A 14226-nucleotide genomic window follows, 5' to 3' on the forward strand; every position below is an offset into this window, starting at 1 on the left:
TTGCCCGGAGACATCCGTCTCCTTTCAGCTTGGAGACATGAGTCTAACTCAACTTAAGTGATAGACAAGCCCGATTCCGCCGAAGCGTGGCTTGGCCGCGCTAAAGCAGGACTTCGCCAGGGGAGTCGGCCAGCGTGAACTTGTCGAGAACCTCCGCCGTCGCATCCCGCACGGCGAGCATGATGGGCCGCAGGTAACATTCATTCTCTGGCACGCAATTTTCGCACGGCTCATAGGCAAGGCGGGCAGCACAGGGCACCAGCGCCAGCGAGCCGCGCGTGATGCGGACGATATCGCCGAGGCTGACGCTGGAGGGCTCGCGTTCCAGCCAATAGCCGCCCAGCCGCCCACGCTTGGTGCCGACGACCCCCTCCCGCGAGAGTTCCGAGAGGATGACGGTAAGGAACTTGCGCGGGATGCGCTGCGTGTCGGCGATTTCGCCGATCTGGATGGGGCCATCGCCGTGGCGTTGGGCAAGATAGAGGAGCGCTCGCATGGCGTAGCGCGATTTCATGTTCAGCATTGCCCGCGCGCATGCGCCTCAAGGGCGATTTTATCAACCCTTTTGGCAGACTTTGCGGCCCTCCTCCCGCAGCGAAAGCATCCACCATGCGGATAGTGTGGCTGCAAAGCGGCCGGCGGCTGCAGAACCGCCTATCATTTCGCCTCTGGAGCGAGACGGACATATGACGCTGAAGCAGCAACTGGAAGACATCGTCGGCGCGGCCGGTGTGAGCGACGACCTGGCACGGCGGGAGCTGTTCAGCGAGGATATCTGGCAGCGTGGCGGCCATGTCGCAGCGCTGGTGGCGGTGCCGCGTTCGGTGGCAGAGATTTCCGCCATCGCCAAGGCGGCAAGCGTGGCGGGCGTACCGCTTTCGCTGCGCGGCGCGGGCATGAGCTATACCGGCTCCTACCTGCCCGAAAGCGACACCGGGGTGGCGCTGGACCTTACCGCCATGAACCGGGTGCTGCGCATCAGCCCCGAGGACATGACCGTTACCGTCGAAGCCGGTTGCAGCTGGGCGACGCTGAACGACGCGCTGAAGCCATTGGGCCTGCGCACGCCCTTCTGGGGGCCGATGTCGGGGATTTACTCCACAATCGGCGGCGGGCTTTCGCAGCTGAATGCGATGTTCGGGGCCGGGCATTATGGCACCTCCAGCGAGAGCGTGATCGCGCTGACGATGGTGCTGGGCGACGGGCGGGTGCTGAAGACCGGGGCCCGCGGGCCGGATGGCGAAACGCCCTTCTATCGCAATTTCGGGCCGGATCTCGCCGGGTTGTTCATGGGCGACAGCGGCGTGTTCGGGATCAAGGCCGAGGTCACGCTGCGGCTGATCCGCCGGCCAGCCCATGAGGATCAGGCTTCGTTCCAGTTCGGAACCGGCCAGGAGCTGCTGCAGGCGATGGCGGAAATGGCGCGGGCGGGGATCGCCTGCGAGATGTGCGCCTTCGATCCCGGCCTCACCAAGGTGCGGATGGCACGCGCCTCGCTCACCAGCGACGTGAAGACCTTGGGCTCGGTCATCTCGAGCCAGAAATCGCTGGGCAAGGGGCTGATGGCGGCGGCGAAGATCGCGCTGGCCGGCCGCAAGTTCATCGAGGAAGACAGCTATCCTTTGCATGTGATCGCCGAAGGGCGCAGCGAAGCGGGCGTCGCGCACGACATGGCGGAAGCGCGGGCGATTGCAGCGCGCTTTGGCGGCGAGGAGATCGAGAACACCATCGCCAAGGTGATCCGCTCCATGCCCTTCCCGCCGCCCAATTCGATGCTGGGACCGCGGGGCGAGGCCTGGGCACCGGTGCACGGGCATGTGTCGCTGTCGAACGCGCCGGCGATGTTCGGCGAGATACTGGCGATGTTCGAGGCCCGCGCGGCGGAGTTCGAGGCGGCGGGGGTTTCGACCGGCTTCCTGTTCACCAGCCTTGCGACCAATGCGCTGACGATCGAGCCGGTGTTCTACTGGCCCACCGGCTATCGGCCCGTCCACGCCTCCATGGTGGAGCCGGCGCACCTGCAACGGCTGACCAAGTTCAACGACAATCCCGAGGCTACCGCCGTGGTGGCTTCCGCGCGCAAGGCCGTCATCGAAATCGCCCGCCGCTATGGCTGCGCACATTTCCAGATCGGCCGCAGCTATCCCTATCTGGAAAGCCGGGACGAAGCCTCCGTCGCGCTGCTGCAGGCGGTGAAGGACAGCGTCGATCCGGACCATGTGGTGAACCGGGGAATCCTGGGGCTGTGAGCAGCCGGGCGATCCGGATGGAGCGCTTCGCGGCGAGCTTCCGCGAGGCCGCCGATATCGTGACGCTGGAGGAATTGCCGCCTGCAGTCGGCGAGATCGCGGTGCGCAACAGCTGGTGCGGCGTGAACGGCGTGTTCGACACGCAGATCGCCCGCAACGCTGTGGACTATGTAAAGGTCGACCTGCCGACCTTCACCGGCGTCGAGGCAATGGGTGTCGTGGAGGCCGTGGGCGACGGCGTTGCCGGCTTTGCTGTCGGCGACCATGTGGTGACGACGCGGTTCGGCGGCGGCTATCGCGAACGCAACGTCGCCTCTGCGGGTCGCTTCGTGCCCGTTCCGGGGCCTGAGCGGGAGTGGCTGGCGCTGGCATCCACCGGCGTTTCGGCGCTGCTGGCGCTGGACCATGGCGAGGCGAAGGCGGGCGAGACGGTGGCGATCTCGGCGGCGGCCGGCGGCCTTGGGCATCTGCTGGTGCAGCTGGCGAAACTGCGCGGCTGCCAGGTGATCGGCATTGCCGGCGGTGCGGAAAAGGGCGCGATGGTGCGCGAACTGGGCGCCGACGACGTGATCGACTACCACGCCGTGCCCATCGGCGAGGCTTTGGCCGGGCGAAAGATCGATGTCGCCATCGATACCGTCAGCGGCGCGGTGTTCGACGCGATGCTGGCCAATATGGCCGATCATGGCCGGCTGGTGGTGGCGGGCGCAGCTGCCGATCTGGAGGGCAAGCCCGAGATCGTCACCGGGCCTCGCATCGCCCACAGCATCTATTATCGCGGCGTGTCCGTGCGCGGCTTCATGAACGGGCTGCTGACAGCGAAATGGCCGGCGGCGCGCGCGGCGCTGTTCGATCTTTATCGGGCAGGCAAGCTCGACATCCGCTTCGATCAGCCGGGTTTTGCCGGGCTTGAGGGCGTTTATGATGCCGTCGAGCGGCTGCTTTCCAGACATTCCTCGGGCAAGGTCGTTGTCGACCTCCGCCCCTGAACCGGAGTTTTTCCAGATGTTTGCCTATCAGATCGGCCCGCAGCAGGGCATCGCTTCGCTGAACCGCGCAGACGTCACAACGCCAGTGCCGGGCGCCGGCGAAGTGCTGGTGAAGGTGAAGCGGGTGTGCCTGAACCACCGCGACCTGCTGATCGTTTCCGGAAAATATGGCCCGACGCGCCCGGAAAACCGCATCCCCTGCTCGGACGGTGTGGGCGAAGTGGCGGCGGTGGGCGAGGGCGTTTCGGACCTTGCCATAGGCGACCGCGTGAGCTGCGGGCATTTCGTCACCTGGCTGGATGGCGCCTTCTCGCAATCCATCTTCGGTGCCGACCTGGGTGTCAGCCGCGACGGCTGGCTGGCGGAATATGTGCGGGTGCCGGCAGCAGCCCTGCAGAAGATTCCGGCGAGCATTTCCGACGAATCCGCAGCCCCCCTCGCCGCCGCAGGCCTCACCGCCTGGCACGCCGTTGTAGAATTCGGCGGCGTGAAGCCCGGCGATATCGTGCTCGCCCCCGGCACAGGCGGCGTTTCCATCTTCGCCTTGCAGATCGCCAAGATGGCCGGCGCCCGCGTCGTCGTCACCTCCTCCTCCGACGAGAAGCTGGAGATCGCCCGCAAGCTGGGGGCGGACATCACCCTCAACTATCGCACCACGCCGGATTGGCCGGGCGCGCTGATGGCGGCGACCGGCGGGCACGGCGCCGACATCGTGCTGGAAATGGGCGGACAGGCGGCGCTGGCGCAGTCGATCGCCGCCGCCGCCGTCAACGGCCGCATCGCCATCATCGGCGCGCTGGCGGGGCCTGCGGGCGAATCCATCCCGAATTTCCCCTCGATCATCGGCAAGAACCTGCTGCTGAAGGGCATCGCGGCGGGTAGTCAGGCAATGTTCGGCCGCTTCGTGGCGGCAGTGGCGGCAAACGGACTGGAGCCGGTGATCGACCGCGCCTTTCCGTTCAACGAAGCGAAGGCCGCCTACGCGCATCTCCACTCAGGCGCGCACATCGGCAAGGTGATGATCGAAGTCGGCTGAGCGCCCATCACCTCTTCTGGAGCGGAGTAACAAGGAAAGGGACGGTCTTTCGACCGGCCCCTCCTGATCCACTTGCCTCAGCCTAGCGCGGTTGCGGTGGCTTTGGCGGGGTCCAGCCGGCCGGTACCGGGGCCGGGGTCTGTTCGCGGGCGAAATTCTCCAGGCTGGAGAGCGACGGGCCATAATCCTCGGTGGGGGCGCTCAGCCACTTCTTGTCCATCGCGGCGGCGGCGGCGACGATGTCGGCCGGCAGCTCCTTGATACTGTTGGCGGTGGCGAAATGGGTGAAATAGCTGATATGGCCTTCGGCCTGCCCCATCAGCATCCACGGCAGCCAGGGCGTGATGCGCGACCAGGCACCGATATGCTTCAGGTGCGTCATCTTCGGGTTCAGGACATCTGCCTTCTTCACCGTGTAGATGAAATGCTCGGAGACGCGGTTCATCCTGCCCGAACTTTCGCGCACCCATTTATCCGGCTGCAGCGCGTTCGGATACATCATGTCGATGCCGGTCTGGCAGACGAGCGTATCGTCCGGACCCTCAAACCAGTTGAGCAGGAACGGCTTCTTCGGCGGCGCCTTGTCGTCGCGCAGGCCACCATAGGAGGGGCCGCCCTGGATCCAGGCGCTGTGCGTGAAGTTGAACGGATCGTTGGCGATCGGCACAACGCGCACATCCTCATTGGTGTAGGGGTTGCGCCAGGTCTTCAGGATCTCCCTGGTTTCGGGATCGCGATAGAAGACGATCTCGCGCAGCATCCGGCGCCAGTCGCCGTTGGGCAGCTGCTTGATGCGAACGAAGCTGAAGCCATCGACTTCGAACAGGGTGCGAACGGTTTCGTTCGGGCGAACGCCGAAGGCCTTGCCCTTGATCCAGCCGATCTTCTCGTTGTTGGGGTTCAGGTCGCCGTCCATCCGCGCATAGGTATCGCGGTTCCAGATCGGGTCCTTGAAATCGATCTTCGTCACGAACGGCGGCGCGCCGGTGGCGGCCATTGCCGGTGCGGCGACGGTAGCGGCGGTGGCGGCCGCCAGCCCGGCGAACTGCAACCCTTGCCGGCGGGTGATTCCGTTATCCATTCTCGGCTCCCTGAGATTTTGACGTTGCAACCTGTTGCGCGCGCAGGCGGGCGTCACGCGCGGAGCGGTGTTTGGCCGCCTTGCGGATAGAGCGCCTCAGCGCTTGCCGAAAGCCTGTGCGCGACGAACGGCATCGGCGCGGATATCCGCCCAGAACAGGCCGAAATCATGATAGTGCAGGCTGCCGCCCGGAAGCGGCTTCAGCGCAAGCGCTGCGTCTGGCGCGACGACCAGAAAACCGCGGTCGCACTTGGCCGCGACTGCGCCCGCAACCAGCGCTTGCAGCGGACCTGCGCCGGGATCGCCGGGGATGGCGCCCAACGCCTCGCCACGCGGCGTTTCCGGGCGTGCAGCTTCGAAGCTGACGGGGTTCATGCATAGCGTCTGCTTGCCCGGCACGTCGCCGTATTTGGCGACAAATCCGGCCTGCGAGCGGGTGGCGCCGGCATCGAGATCGGTTTCCGGCAGCACGGCGTTCCATTGCAGCACGCAGCCTGTGTCGGTGCGGGTGGCACAGGGTTTCAGCGACTTGTACGTGCGGCCGAAATCGCCCTCGGCAAGATTGAAGCCGATGGCATAGGCGGCGACCAGCCGCTTTTGCAGCGGGGTGCCGTCGATGCGCTTTTCCAGCAGAGTTGCCACGTGCAGCCCGCCCTGGCTGTGCCCGGCGAGGAGGAAGGGGCGCCCCTTGGTATGCGTCAGAAACACATCGAAGGCGCGTTCGATATCGGAATAGGCCAGCGCATAAGCGGCGTCGCGCTGCTCCGGCGTGCCGCGCAGCGCCGGGATGGACGCCTGCCGATAGCGCGGCGCGAACACCCGGCAGCAGCCGGTGAAGGCGCTGGCCTGCCGGGCGATGCTGCTGGCATCCGCCCACTGGTTTGCCGTGGCGTCCGACACGTCCTGGTTGAGCTCGGTCTCGCCGCGATAGGTGGTGGGGTGGATGAAGAACACGTCCACCTTCGGCTTCTTTGCGGCAGGGGTGGCGCCGGCCGGCAACGCAGATGCGGCCTGCGACCAATTGGCGGCGCTGGCATAGTCCGGCGCAGGCGGCTCGGCCAGAGCCGGGGCCGCCCGCAGCAATCCGAATGTCAGCGCGATCTTCCGCATATCAACCTCCACCGACAGCCAAACGTCCGAGTGGCGAGCCACGCCAGCCACAGCAAATGGAATGGTCGCCGGTCGGAGAAAAGCAACGGACAGAAAACTCGGTCTTCCGCGAGGTGAAGATCGACGGCGGCAATGGCGGTTCCTCGGCAGATGCCATCGCCCACATGCCCTATGCGAACACCGCGCGCCTGTATCTGCATCTGAAGGAACCCCTTCTGGGAGAAGGACGGGCTGCCCCCTTCCTTCCAGACCGATGGTCCGATCGGCATGTTCTGGGCGATCCGCAACTATGACGGCCCCAGCAACCGGGCGATGATCGTGCGGACCGGGCCGAGCGCCATGGCCATCACCAGGCGCGGTGCAGGCGGCGCGGAGTTCCTGCTTTCCGAACTGCACCGGCTGCGCCCGGCGTCCGTGGGCAAGGTGCGGATGAAGACCTACAAGGACTGGGCCTATGATCCGCTGCAACGCGGCTGCGGCTTCAGCCTGGCGCCGGGGCAGGTGAACCGATTTGCGCGCACCATGCCGGAGCCGTGGAAGACCATGCACTTCGCCGGCGAGCATACCCGCCGCACCGATTTCGGCATGGAATCAGCGATGGAAAGCGGCGAGCGCGCGGTGCTGGAAATCCTCGCGCGGGGCTGACGGCTGAAAGATTTTGCAGGCTCCGCGGGCGTTCGGTTGCGCAGGGCAGCCCTGCACCGAAGCATGCGTTGACTTTGCAATTCACTTGCAATAGCCCCCGACCAATTCAAAGGGGATTGCTAATGCAAGTGACTGACAAAAGCGCAACTATACCTGCCTTCCTGGCGATGGGTTGCATCGGCTTCATCGCATCTGCCCAGCCGGCGTTGGCGCAAGAGGCGAAGCAGCCGGAAACATTGGGCCGCGTGGTTGTCACCGACACCGAGATCGAAGCCGAAAGCTATCGCACGGAAGCAGCTCCCTCGCGTGCTTTCACCGAGCCGCTGCTGGATACACCGCGCTCCGTCACCATCGTCAATGGCGACCTGATGCGCCGCACCGGTGTCACCAGTCTGTCGGAAGCGCTTCGGCTTGTTCCAGGCATCACCCTGGGCGCCGGCGAAGGCGGCAACCCGCAGGGCGACCGTCCCTTCATCCGCGGCTTCGACGCGCAGGGCAGCACCTTCATCGACGGCATCCGCAGCGTCGGCGGCCAGTCGCGGGAAATCTTCGCGATCGAGCAGGTCGAAGTCACCAAGGGCAGCGATTCCTCGTTCGCTGGCCGTGGCAGCGCCGGCGGCAGCATCAATCTGATCTCCAAGCGCGCACATCCAGGCACCGACGCCCGGGTTGAAGGAACGCTCGGCAACGACAGTTACAAGCGCCTGACGGCCGACCTGAACTACCAGATCGGCGACATGGCTGCCATCCGCGTGAACGGCATGTGGCACGATCAGGATGTCTCCGGCCGCGATGCCATGTCGTACAGCCGCTGGGGCATTGCCCCCACAGTCAGCTATGGCCTGGGCACGCCCACCGAAATGTCGCTGGGCTGGTATCACCTGGAAAGCGACGACCTGCCGGATCCCGGCATCCCGTTCGAGCGCACGCAGGCGCAGGCAGTGGCTTCGGGCAACAAGGCCATCGGCCCGGCGCTGAACGTAAACGGGCAGGATGTGCCGCGTGGGGTCTTTTATGGCCTCGCCGACCGCGACTTCCGCATCACCAATGTCGATGAATTCCACATCCGCTTCTCGCACGAGATCAGCGACAACGTCCGCGCCGAGTTCAACGCAAAATATTCCAATGTTGCGCAATCCTATATCATCTCCCAGCCAGACGACAGCCAGGGCAATGTGCAGAAGGGGCTGGTCTGGCGCCGCGTCAACAGCCGCTGGGCCGACGTCGACGCCTTCGTGCTGCAGCAGGGCTTCACCGGCACCTTCGACACCGGCTCGATCTCGCACAGCTTCTCGGCGGGCGGCGAGTGGAGCGCGGAAACCTCGAAGCGCGGCAGCTATGTGAGCAAGACCGGCAATGTGGCGATCAACACCTCGCCGCGCTGCACGCCCGAGGGCATCGCCCTCTATAACTGCACCAGCCTGTTCACGCCCAACCCTTATGATCCATGGGTGAACCTCATCAACAATGTGCCGACAGACATCGTGCAGAGCCCGATCACCGGCGACAACCGGGCAGAAACCTGGTCGCTCTATGCATTTGATACGATCAGCTTCACCGACAAGTTGCTGCTGAACCTGGGCGGCCGCTACGACAATTATCGACAGCGGGCGATCACCCGTTCGGCCATCACCGGGCTGGCTACCGCCGACCTCGACTATCGTGACAGCTTCTTCAGCTATCAGGTCGGTTTCGTGTTCAAGCCGACAGAGAACGGCAGCATCTATATCTCGACGGGATCGTCGGTGACGCCGCCGGGCAGCTTCGTGGGCGAGGGTTCGGAAGGAAACGCAATCGGCGTTTCGCCGGTGATCACGCTCGACGACCTGAAGCCGGAGACGACCAAATCCTATGAGCTGGGCACGAAATGGGATCTGGTCGGCGGCGCGCTGTCGCTGACGGGCGCGATCTTCCAGACGGAGACCAAGAATGCGCGGACCACGAACGCCAACGGCCTGCTGGAATATGTCGGCCAGAGGCGGGTGCGCGGCTTCGAGCTGAGCGCCACCGGGCGTCCGGTGGAATTCTGGAACCTCTATGCCGGCTATTCCTATATGGACAGCGAAGTGGTGGCGCTGGGCGACAACCCGACGGCGGCGCAGATCGCGACGCTGGGCAAGCCGTTCCCCAACACGCCGAAGAACAGCTTCACGGCACAGACGGACTTCACCTTTGCCGAGCGCTTCAACATCGGCGGAGGCGCAATCTATAACGACAAGCAATATGGCAGCTTCGGCATCGGTGGCGTCTCGCGCTATGCCCCGTCCTACTGGCGGTTCGACCTCAATGGCTCGGCGCAGATCACCGAAAATATCGATCTGCGGGTGAATGTGCAGAACCTGTTCGACAAGCGCTATTTCGACCGCACCTACACCACGCACTTTGTCAATCAGGCTCCCGGCCGGTTGGCGACGGCTACGCTGGCCGTGCACTTCTAGCCTTCTACAAACGAACTTCGTCAGCCCCGGCCGCGCCTGGCGCGGCCGGGGTTTTTCGTTCCGGTGATCGAATGCGCGGCTGCCAAGCCGCCATCTGCAATTGCCTCTCAATACGGAGACAGCTATGGCCCTGCGAAGGATTGGATACAGGTGGCGACTCAGGCGATAAACAGTTTTGCGCTTGCCGGTGAACGGGCTGTTGCCCGGCGCTTGCCCGAACCCGTGTCTGCGCCTGCCGAAACCACTCCGCGCGAGCTGCGCTTTTCGTCCAAAATCTGGGCTGCCATCCTCGTGGCCTGTATGCACGCCGCCGTCCTGCTCGCCCTGCTGACCTATCGGCATGTCGTGAACGTCGAAAAGCCGCCCGAGGCGCTGGTGCTTCTGGATATTGCGGCTCCCCGCCCGCCCGAGCAGCAGGCACCGCCCGAAATCCCCGACATTGCGCCGGTCGTCATTCCGCCGCCGGTGGTCGAGATCGAGAACCGGCCGCCCTCCATCACCGCCGTGGTGATGGAAACTCCCCCGCCGCCCGCCCCGGTGGCGCCGGTCGTGAAGGCCGAAAGCCCGCCGGCGCCGCCTGCCGCGCCCGCACCTGCCGTCGCCGCGGATCTTTCCTCGTCTATGATCGAGGCGGCTCCCCCGCGCTACCCGCTGGAATCACGCCGGCTGAAGGAACAGGGCACCGTCGTGCTGGAGCTGCTGCTGGGGCTGGATGGCCGAGTGGAGCGGATCCTGGTGCGCACAAGCAGCGGTTCGAATCGGCTGGACCAGGCGGCGCTGAACGCCGTGCGCAAATGGCGCTGGTCGCCGACCGTGCGCAACGGCACGCCGGTTGCCGTACGCGGCCTGGTCGAGATCCCCTTCGTTCTTGCCCCCCACCACTGATGCTTCCCCGCTCATGCTGATCGCCATACCAGACGTGCTGTCCGCCGACGAGGTTCGCCATTTCCGTGCGGCGATGGCGACGGCCGAATGGGTGGATGGCAACATCACCTCTGGCCCGCAATCTGCGCTGGCGAAGGTCAACCTGCAGCTGCCCGAGGATGGCCCGGCCGCGCGCGAGCTGTCGCAGCGGGTGCTGGCAGCGCTGGGACGGACGCCGACGTTCATAGCGGCGGCGCTGCCCGCCAAGGTGTTTCCGCCGCTGTTCAACCGCTACCGGGTGGGCGAGACGTTCGGGACACATGTGGACAATGCGATCCGTATGCAGGCTGGGACGGAGTTCCGTATCCGCACCGATCTGTCGGCAACGCTCTTCCTCTCCGACCCGGATGAATATGACGGCGGCGAACTGACTATCGAGGGCGAGTTCGGCGAGAAGCAGGTAAAGCTGCCGGCCGGGCACATGATCCTCTATCCCGCCTCCAGCCTGCACCGGGTGACGCCGGTCACGCGCGGCGAGCGACTGGCGAGCTTCATGTGGATACAGTCGATGGTGCGCGACGATCGCGCGCGGCGATCGCTCTACGAACTGGACGTCTCGATCCAGAAGCTGGCCGGCCGGCTCGGGCTCGGCGACCCGGAGGTCGTCTCACTGACCGGCATCTACCACAATCTGCTGCGCCGCTGGGCCGACGCCTAAAGCATTTCGAGCAGCGCCGGGGTCAGGATTTCGCGGAAGCGTTGCCCTTCGCGGATAAGAATCTGCGCAGCGAGGTTCCGGCCGGTCGCCCAGCGCAGCCCCTCCTCCGCGCCGAGCACGGTGATGGCGGTGGCTTCGCCATCGGCGAGCATGCAGGATTTGCCCAGCACGGCGACCGAGGCGATGCCTTCCGGGATGGGCTCGCCCGTGTGCGGATCGATGCTGTGCGAAAGTCGGCGGCCGTCCCGGTGAAAGGCGCGACGATAGTCGCCAGACGTTGCAATGCTGAAACCGGACAGCGCGGTGCGAAGCGGGCGCAGGGCAGCGCCCGGCGGCTGCTCGATCTCCACCCACCAGGGCTGGCCGTCCGGCCGGACGCCTTCTCCGCGATATTCACCGCCGATGCCGATCAGAAATTGCCGGATGCCGGATGCCAGCAGCGCTTCAGCGGCGCGGTCGACCGCCTGTCCCTTGGCGATGCCGTTGAGATCGAGCCAGACGCCACCCGGTTGGGTGAGGGCGCCGTCGACCAGCTCAAGCGACGCAGCGGCAGCAGGCGGCGGGCTGGCCTGAGCGCCATCCGGGCCGAAGCCCCAATGCGCAGACAGCCTGCCGATGCACGGGTCAAAGGCACCGCCGCTTTCCGCGGCAAGTTGCAGCGCGCAGCCGATGACGGCATCGAAGCCGGGCGACAATGCAATCCGCTCGCCTGCCTTGGCCCGGTTGAAGCGGGAGATTTCGGAATCCGACTCCCAAAGGCTGGATTCGGCGATGACCTCGGCCAGCACGGCTTCGACCAGAGGGCGGACTTCCGCACCGCCACCAACCAGCGACAACGACCATTCCGTGCCCATCGTCGCGCCGCCCATCCGCCGCACCTGCGCGCCCTTCGCCACGCCTGCGAACAGGTCTGGCGAAAGGTCGCGCGGGATGGCGACGCGCGGCTCCCAAGACGTCACGGGAACCGCCTCAACCGGGCGTCAACCCGCAAGGCCGACCGGCCGCCCGCGCAAGTGCGCGGAGCCCGGCGGAACCCGGCGCCGAAGGCCAACGAAATCAGGGGGCGAGCACTTCCAGCGTCGTGATGTAGACCAGCCTGCGCTGCGTCGCGCCTGGAACCGTCGTGTTCTTGTCCTGCAGCTGGGCTTCCATCCAATACATGCCCGGCGTCGGGAAATCGACGGTCAGCACCCCGTTGGCGTCGGTGTTCAGCGTGCGGTCGTTCGGCTTGTCGCGATAACGCACGCCGCCCGGCACGACTTCTACCTCGATGCCGGCGGCGGGCTTTCCGTCGGCAAGGAAGCGCAGCTTTGCCGCTTCACCTGACACCAGATCATTCGGGTGCGTCAGCCACTCCACCTCCAGCCCTTTGCCCATGGGCTTCAGCACGGTGGTGGTCGGCGCGCCGGCGGTCACGAAAATCTCGTTGCGGCTGCTGTTCTCGCTGATCTGCACGTCGGTCGCGTCAGCGGGGATCAGTTTGGCGAGATCGGCGGCTGCTGCCCCGCGCGGCAGGCGCTTCTGCTCGCCGCCCTGCTTGTAGCTGCCCATGATGCCCTGATTGGAAGTGCCGATCTTCCAGGTGCCCTGCGCGTCCAGCTGCACGTCGAAGACGCTGCGATAGCGGCCGGTGGAGCCGTTCTGCAGCTTGCCTTCGGTGCCGTCGGGCCGCCACACCTTCACATTGTCCAGCCGCATCGGCATGTGATCGAAATAGAAGAGATCGTTGGAAACGGCGGCATCCACCGTCACCCAGGCCTTCTCACCGGAAACGACGGTCGTCGACGGATGCAGCCACTGGCGGTGCGCCAGCGACGGCGCGGCGGCAAGGCCGGCGAGGAGCGCGGCGATGGCGATTTTGCGGAACATCGATATTCTCCCTGTTACTTTTTCAGCGTGGCGGTGACGGCGCCCAGCTCGGCAGTGCCGGCGGCCTTCACCACCTCTCCGCCCTTGGGCGGCCACTGGAACGGCAGGCGGACAAGCTCGCGCCCGCCGACTTCGCGGGCGGCCTCGACCACCAGCTCATATTTGCCGGGCGCCAGGCGGCCGAGCGCGCCCTGCCCTTCCGTAAAGCTGACCTTCTGAGTGCCGGGAGCCTTGGTGGCACCCGAAACGCCATCGACGGGAAAGCTCAGCGTGCGGCCGGATTTCCGCCACCAGGTGCGGATATCGCGCAGCCACTTCTCGCCTTCCTTGTCCTTCAGCTTGGTGTCGTACCAGACCGCCAGCGTCTTCGCCTCGCCGCCGGCGGGCTCGATCCAGATCGCCACATAGGGGCGGTGATATTCCGCCACCTTCAGCGTCGGGATGGTGAGCGAGACATCGATGCCCGCCGCCAGTGCCGGGGCAGCGGAAAGCAGCAGGACAGGAGCGGCAAGGAGGTCTTTGCGCATGGAAATCCCTAGTGAATGAAGAAGATGGCGAGGATGACGGGGATCAGCAGCCCCAGCCCGACCAGCGGCCAGGTGGACGGCCGGCGATGCGAATGCAGCCACAGCAGCACCAGCCCGGTGATGGCAAACACCAGCGAGGCAAAGGCGAAGATGTCGATGAACCAGCTCCAGGCGGTGCCGGTGTTACGGCCCTTGTGCAGGTCGTTCAGATAGGAAATCGCCCCGCGTGAGCTGCTTTCCGCGAGCACTTCGCCGGTGGCGCGATCGATGGAGACCCAGCCGTCCCCACCGGGCCGCGGCAGCGCCAGATAAATTTCATCGGCCGACCATTCCGCCGTCGCGCGAGGCTCCATCGAGAGCTCGCCGGCGATCCACTTCGACAGCTCGGTCGGCAGCGGCCGTTCCTGCTTCTCATCGGTTTCCGCCGGGCCGGGCTGCACCAGCTTCAACAGCGACGGTGGCAATTGCGCCTCGCGCTCGATGGTGACTGGCTTCCCCTCGATCTGGCCGGCATGATTCAGCGTGAAGCCGGTGACGGTGAACAGCAGCAGCCCGACAAGGCTGACAGCCGAGCTGATCCAGTGCCAGCTGTGCAGCTGCTTCAGCCAGAAGGCGCGCTTCGCCTTTTGCGTCTGCTTTGCGGGAGGGGCAGCGGTGCCGTGCATCGCCGCCTGCTATCGCCACCAGCCAACGAATGCAA

The 14226-nt window shown here is 65.5% G+C and carries 15 protein-coding genes; 8 read left to right on the plus strand and 7 right to left on the minus strand.

Going from position 1 to position 14226, the window contains the following annotated elements:
* Positions 1-100: 100 nt before the first annotated feature.
* Positions 101-523, minus strand: a complete 423-nt coding sequence (locus IM784_RS09350) for an RrF2 family transcriptional regulator (protein WP_199555030.1) — start codon at positions 521-523, stop codon at positions 101-103.
* A gap of 163 nt (positions 524-686) precedes the next feature.
* On the opposite strand from IM784_RS09350, the gene IM784_RS09355 reads away from it, so the two are divergent.
* From IM784_RS09355 to IM784_RS09365, 3 genes are read left to right on the plus strand one after another with little or no spacing between them, the layout of a single operon-like run.
* Entirely contained in the window at positions 687-2249 is a 1563-nt protein-coding gene (locus IM784_RS09355) for an FAD-binding oxidoreductase (protein ID WP_199555031.1), read from the plus strand.
* The gene (locus IM784_RS09360; protein ID WP_328799495.1) at positions 2246-3238 is read left to right on the plus strand and encodes a zinc-binding dehydrogenase; all 993 of its coding nucleotides are present in this window, start codon (positions 2246-2248) and stop codon (positions 3236-3238) included. The genes IM784_RS09355 and IM784_RS09360 overlap by 4 nt, the downstream gene beginning before the upstream one ends.
* A 16-nt stretch (positions 3239-3254) precedes the next feature.
* A complete protein-coding gene (locus IM784_RS09365; protein WP_199555032.1) occupies positions 3255-4274 on the plus strand; it encodes a zinc-dependent alcohol dehydrogenase family protein in 1020 nt (339 codons plus the stop codon).
* A gap of 82 nt (positions 4275-4356) precedes the next feature.
* Here the strand turns inward: IM784_RS09365 and IM784_RS09370 are convergent, their stop codons facing one another.
* Together IM784_RS09370 and IM784_RS09375 are read right to left on the minus strand one after the other, a co-directional pair.
* A complete protein-coding gene (locus IM784_RS09370; RefSeq protein WP_199555033.1) occupies positions 4357-5355 on the minus strand; it encodes a DUF1838 family protein in 999 nt (332 codons plus the stop codon).
* A gap of 96 nt (positions 5356-5451) precedes the next feature.
* Complete coding sequence (locus IM784_RS09375) at positions 5452-6465, minus strand: DUF3089 domain-containing protein (protein ID WP_199555034.1); 1014 nt, start codon at positions 6463-6465, stop codon at positions 5452-5454.
* Positions 6466-6521: 56 nt separating this feature from the next.
* On the opposite strand from IM784_RS09375, the gene IM784_RS09380 reads away from it, so the two are divergent.
* From IM784_RS09380 to IM784_RS09400, 5 genes are all read left to right on the plus strand, one after another.
* Positions 6522-6758: a hypothetical protein gene (locus tag IM784_RS09380; RefSeq protein ID WP_199555035.1), complete on the plus strand. Its 237-nt coding sequence runs from the start codon at positions 6522-6524 to the stop codon at positions 6756-6758.
* On the plus strand, positions 6733-7110 hold the full coding sequence (locus IM784_RS09385) for an FAD-dependent oxidoreductase (protein WP_235976775.1): 378 nt from the start codon (positions 6733-6735) through the stop codon (positions 7108-7110). The genes IM784_RS09380 and IM784_RS09385 overlap by 26 nt, the downstream gene beginning before the upstream one ends.
* A gap of 122 nt (positions 7111-7232) precedes the next feature.
* Positions 7233-9548 carry a TonB-dependent receptor gene (locus IM784_RS09390; RefSeq protein WP_199555036.1) on the plus strand — a complete coding sequence of 772 codons (2316 nt, stop codon included), beginning with the start codon at positions 7233-7235 and terminating at the stop codon, positions 9546-9548.
* 210 nt (positions 9549-9758) lie between these two features.
* Complete coding sequence (locus tag IM784_RS09395; RefSeq protein ID WP_199555037.1) at positions 9759-10433, plus strand: energy transducer TonB; 675 nt, start codon at positions 9759-9761, stop codon at positions 10431-10433.
* 13 nt (positions 10434-10446) lie between these two features.
* Positions 10447-11130, plus strand: coding sequence for a Fe2+-dependent dioxygenase (locus IM784_RS09400; RefSeq protein WP_199555038.1), 684 nt, complete (start codon positions 10447-10449; stop codon positions 11128-11130).
* Here IM784_RS09400 and IM784_RS09405 read toward each other — a convergent pair.
* The 4 genes from IM784_RS09405 to IM784_RS09420 form a co-directional block, all read right to left on the minus strand.
* The gene (locus IM784_RS09405) at positions 11127-12089 is read right to left on the minus strand and encodes an FAD:protein FMN transferase (protein ID WP_328799496.1); all 963 of its coding nucleotides are present in this window, start codon (positions 12087-12089) and stop codon (positions 11127-11129) included. The two genes, IM784_RS09400 and IM784_RS09405, sit on opposite strands and share 4 nt — an antisense overlap.
* Positions 12090-12186: 97 nt before the next feature.
* Positions 12187-12999, minus strand: a complete 813-nt coding sequence (locus IM784_RS09410; protein WP_199555039.1) for a DUF4198 domain-containing protein — start codon at positions 12997-12999, stop codon at positions 12187-12189.
* Positions 13000-13013: 14 nt separating this feature from the next.
* The gene (locus IM784_RS09415) at positions 13014-13526 is read right to left on the minus strand and encodes a DUF2271 domain-containing protein (protein WP_199555040.1); all 513 of its coding nucleotides are present in this window, start codon (positions 13524-13526) and stop codon (positions 13014-13016) included.
* An 8-nt stretch (positions 13527-13534) separates the two neighbouring features.
* Positions 13535-14191 carry a PepSY-associated TM helix domain-containing protein gene (locus tag IM784_RS09420; RefSeq protein ID WP_199555041.1) on the minus strand — a complete coding sequence of 219 codons (657 nt, stop codon included), beginning with the start codon at positions 14189-14191 and terminating at the stop codon, positions 13535-13537.
* Positions 14192-14226: the final 35 nt, after the last annotated feature.

The organism is Sandaracinobacteroides hominis (genome assembly GCF_016464365.1).
Lineage (GTDB): Bacteria > Pseudomonadota > Alphaproteobacteria > Sphingomonadales > Sphingomonadaceae > Sandaracinobacteroides > Sandaracinobacteroides hominis.

What these genes read in the sequence shown, in the direction of transcription:
- IM784_RS09420 (WP_199555041.1), bottom strand. Translation starts at nt 14,191, where the DNA reads ATGCACGGCACCGCTGCCCCTCCCGCAAAGCAGACGCAAAAGGCGAAG.
- IM784_RS09355 (WP_199555031.1), top strand. Translation starts at nt 687, where the DNA reads ATGACGCTGAAGCAGCAACTGGAAGACATCGTCGGCGCGGCCGGTGTG.
- IM784_RS09415 (WP_199555040.1), bottom strand. Translation starts at nt 13,526, where the DNA reads ATGCGCAAAGACCTCCTTGCCGCTCCTGTCCTGCTGCTTTCCGCTGCC.
- IM784_RS09390 (WP_199555036.1), top strand. Translation starts at nt 7,233, where the DNA reads ATGCAAGTGACTGACAAAAGCGCAACTATACCTGCCTTCCTGGCGATG.
- IM784_RS09375 (WP_199555034.1), bottom strand. Translation starts at nt 6,465, where the DNA reads ATGCGGAAGATCGCGCTGACATTCGGATTGCTGCGGGCGGCCCCGGCT.
- IM784_RS09400 (WP_199555038.1), top strand. Translation starts at nt 10,447, where the DNA reads ATGCTGATCGCCATACCAGACGTGCTGTCCGCCGACGAGGTTCGCCAT.
- IM784_RS09380 (WP_199555035.1), top strand. Translation starts at nt 6,522, where the DNA reads ATGGAATGGTCGCCGGTCGGAGAAAAGCAACGGACAGAAAACTCGGTC.
- IM784_RS09365 (WP_199555032.1), top strand. Translation starts at nt 3,255, where the DNA reads ATGTTTGCCTATCAGATCGGCCCGCAGCAGGGCATCGCTTCGCTGAAC.
- IM784_RS09385 (WP_235976775.1), top strand. Translation starts at nt 6,733, where the DNA reads ATGTTCTGGGCGATCCGCAACTATGACGGCCCCAGCAACCGGGCGATG.
- IM784_RS09350 (WP_199555030.1), bottom strand. Translation starts at nt 523, where the DNA reads ATGCTGAACATGAAATCGCGCTACGCCATGCGAGCGCTCCTCTATCTT.
- IM784_RS09410 (WP_199555039.1), bottom strand. Translation starts at nt 12,999, where the DNA reads ATGTTCCGCAAAATCGCCATCGCCGCGCTCCTCGCCGGCCTTGCCGCC.
- IM784_RS09370 (WP_199555033.1), bottom strand. Translation starts at nt 5,355, where the DNA reads ATGGATAACGGAATCACCCGCCGGCAAGGGTTGCAGTTCGCCGGGCTG.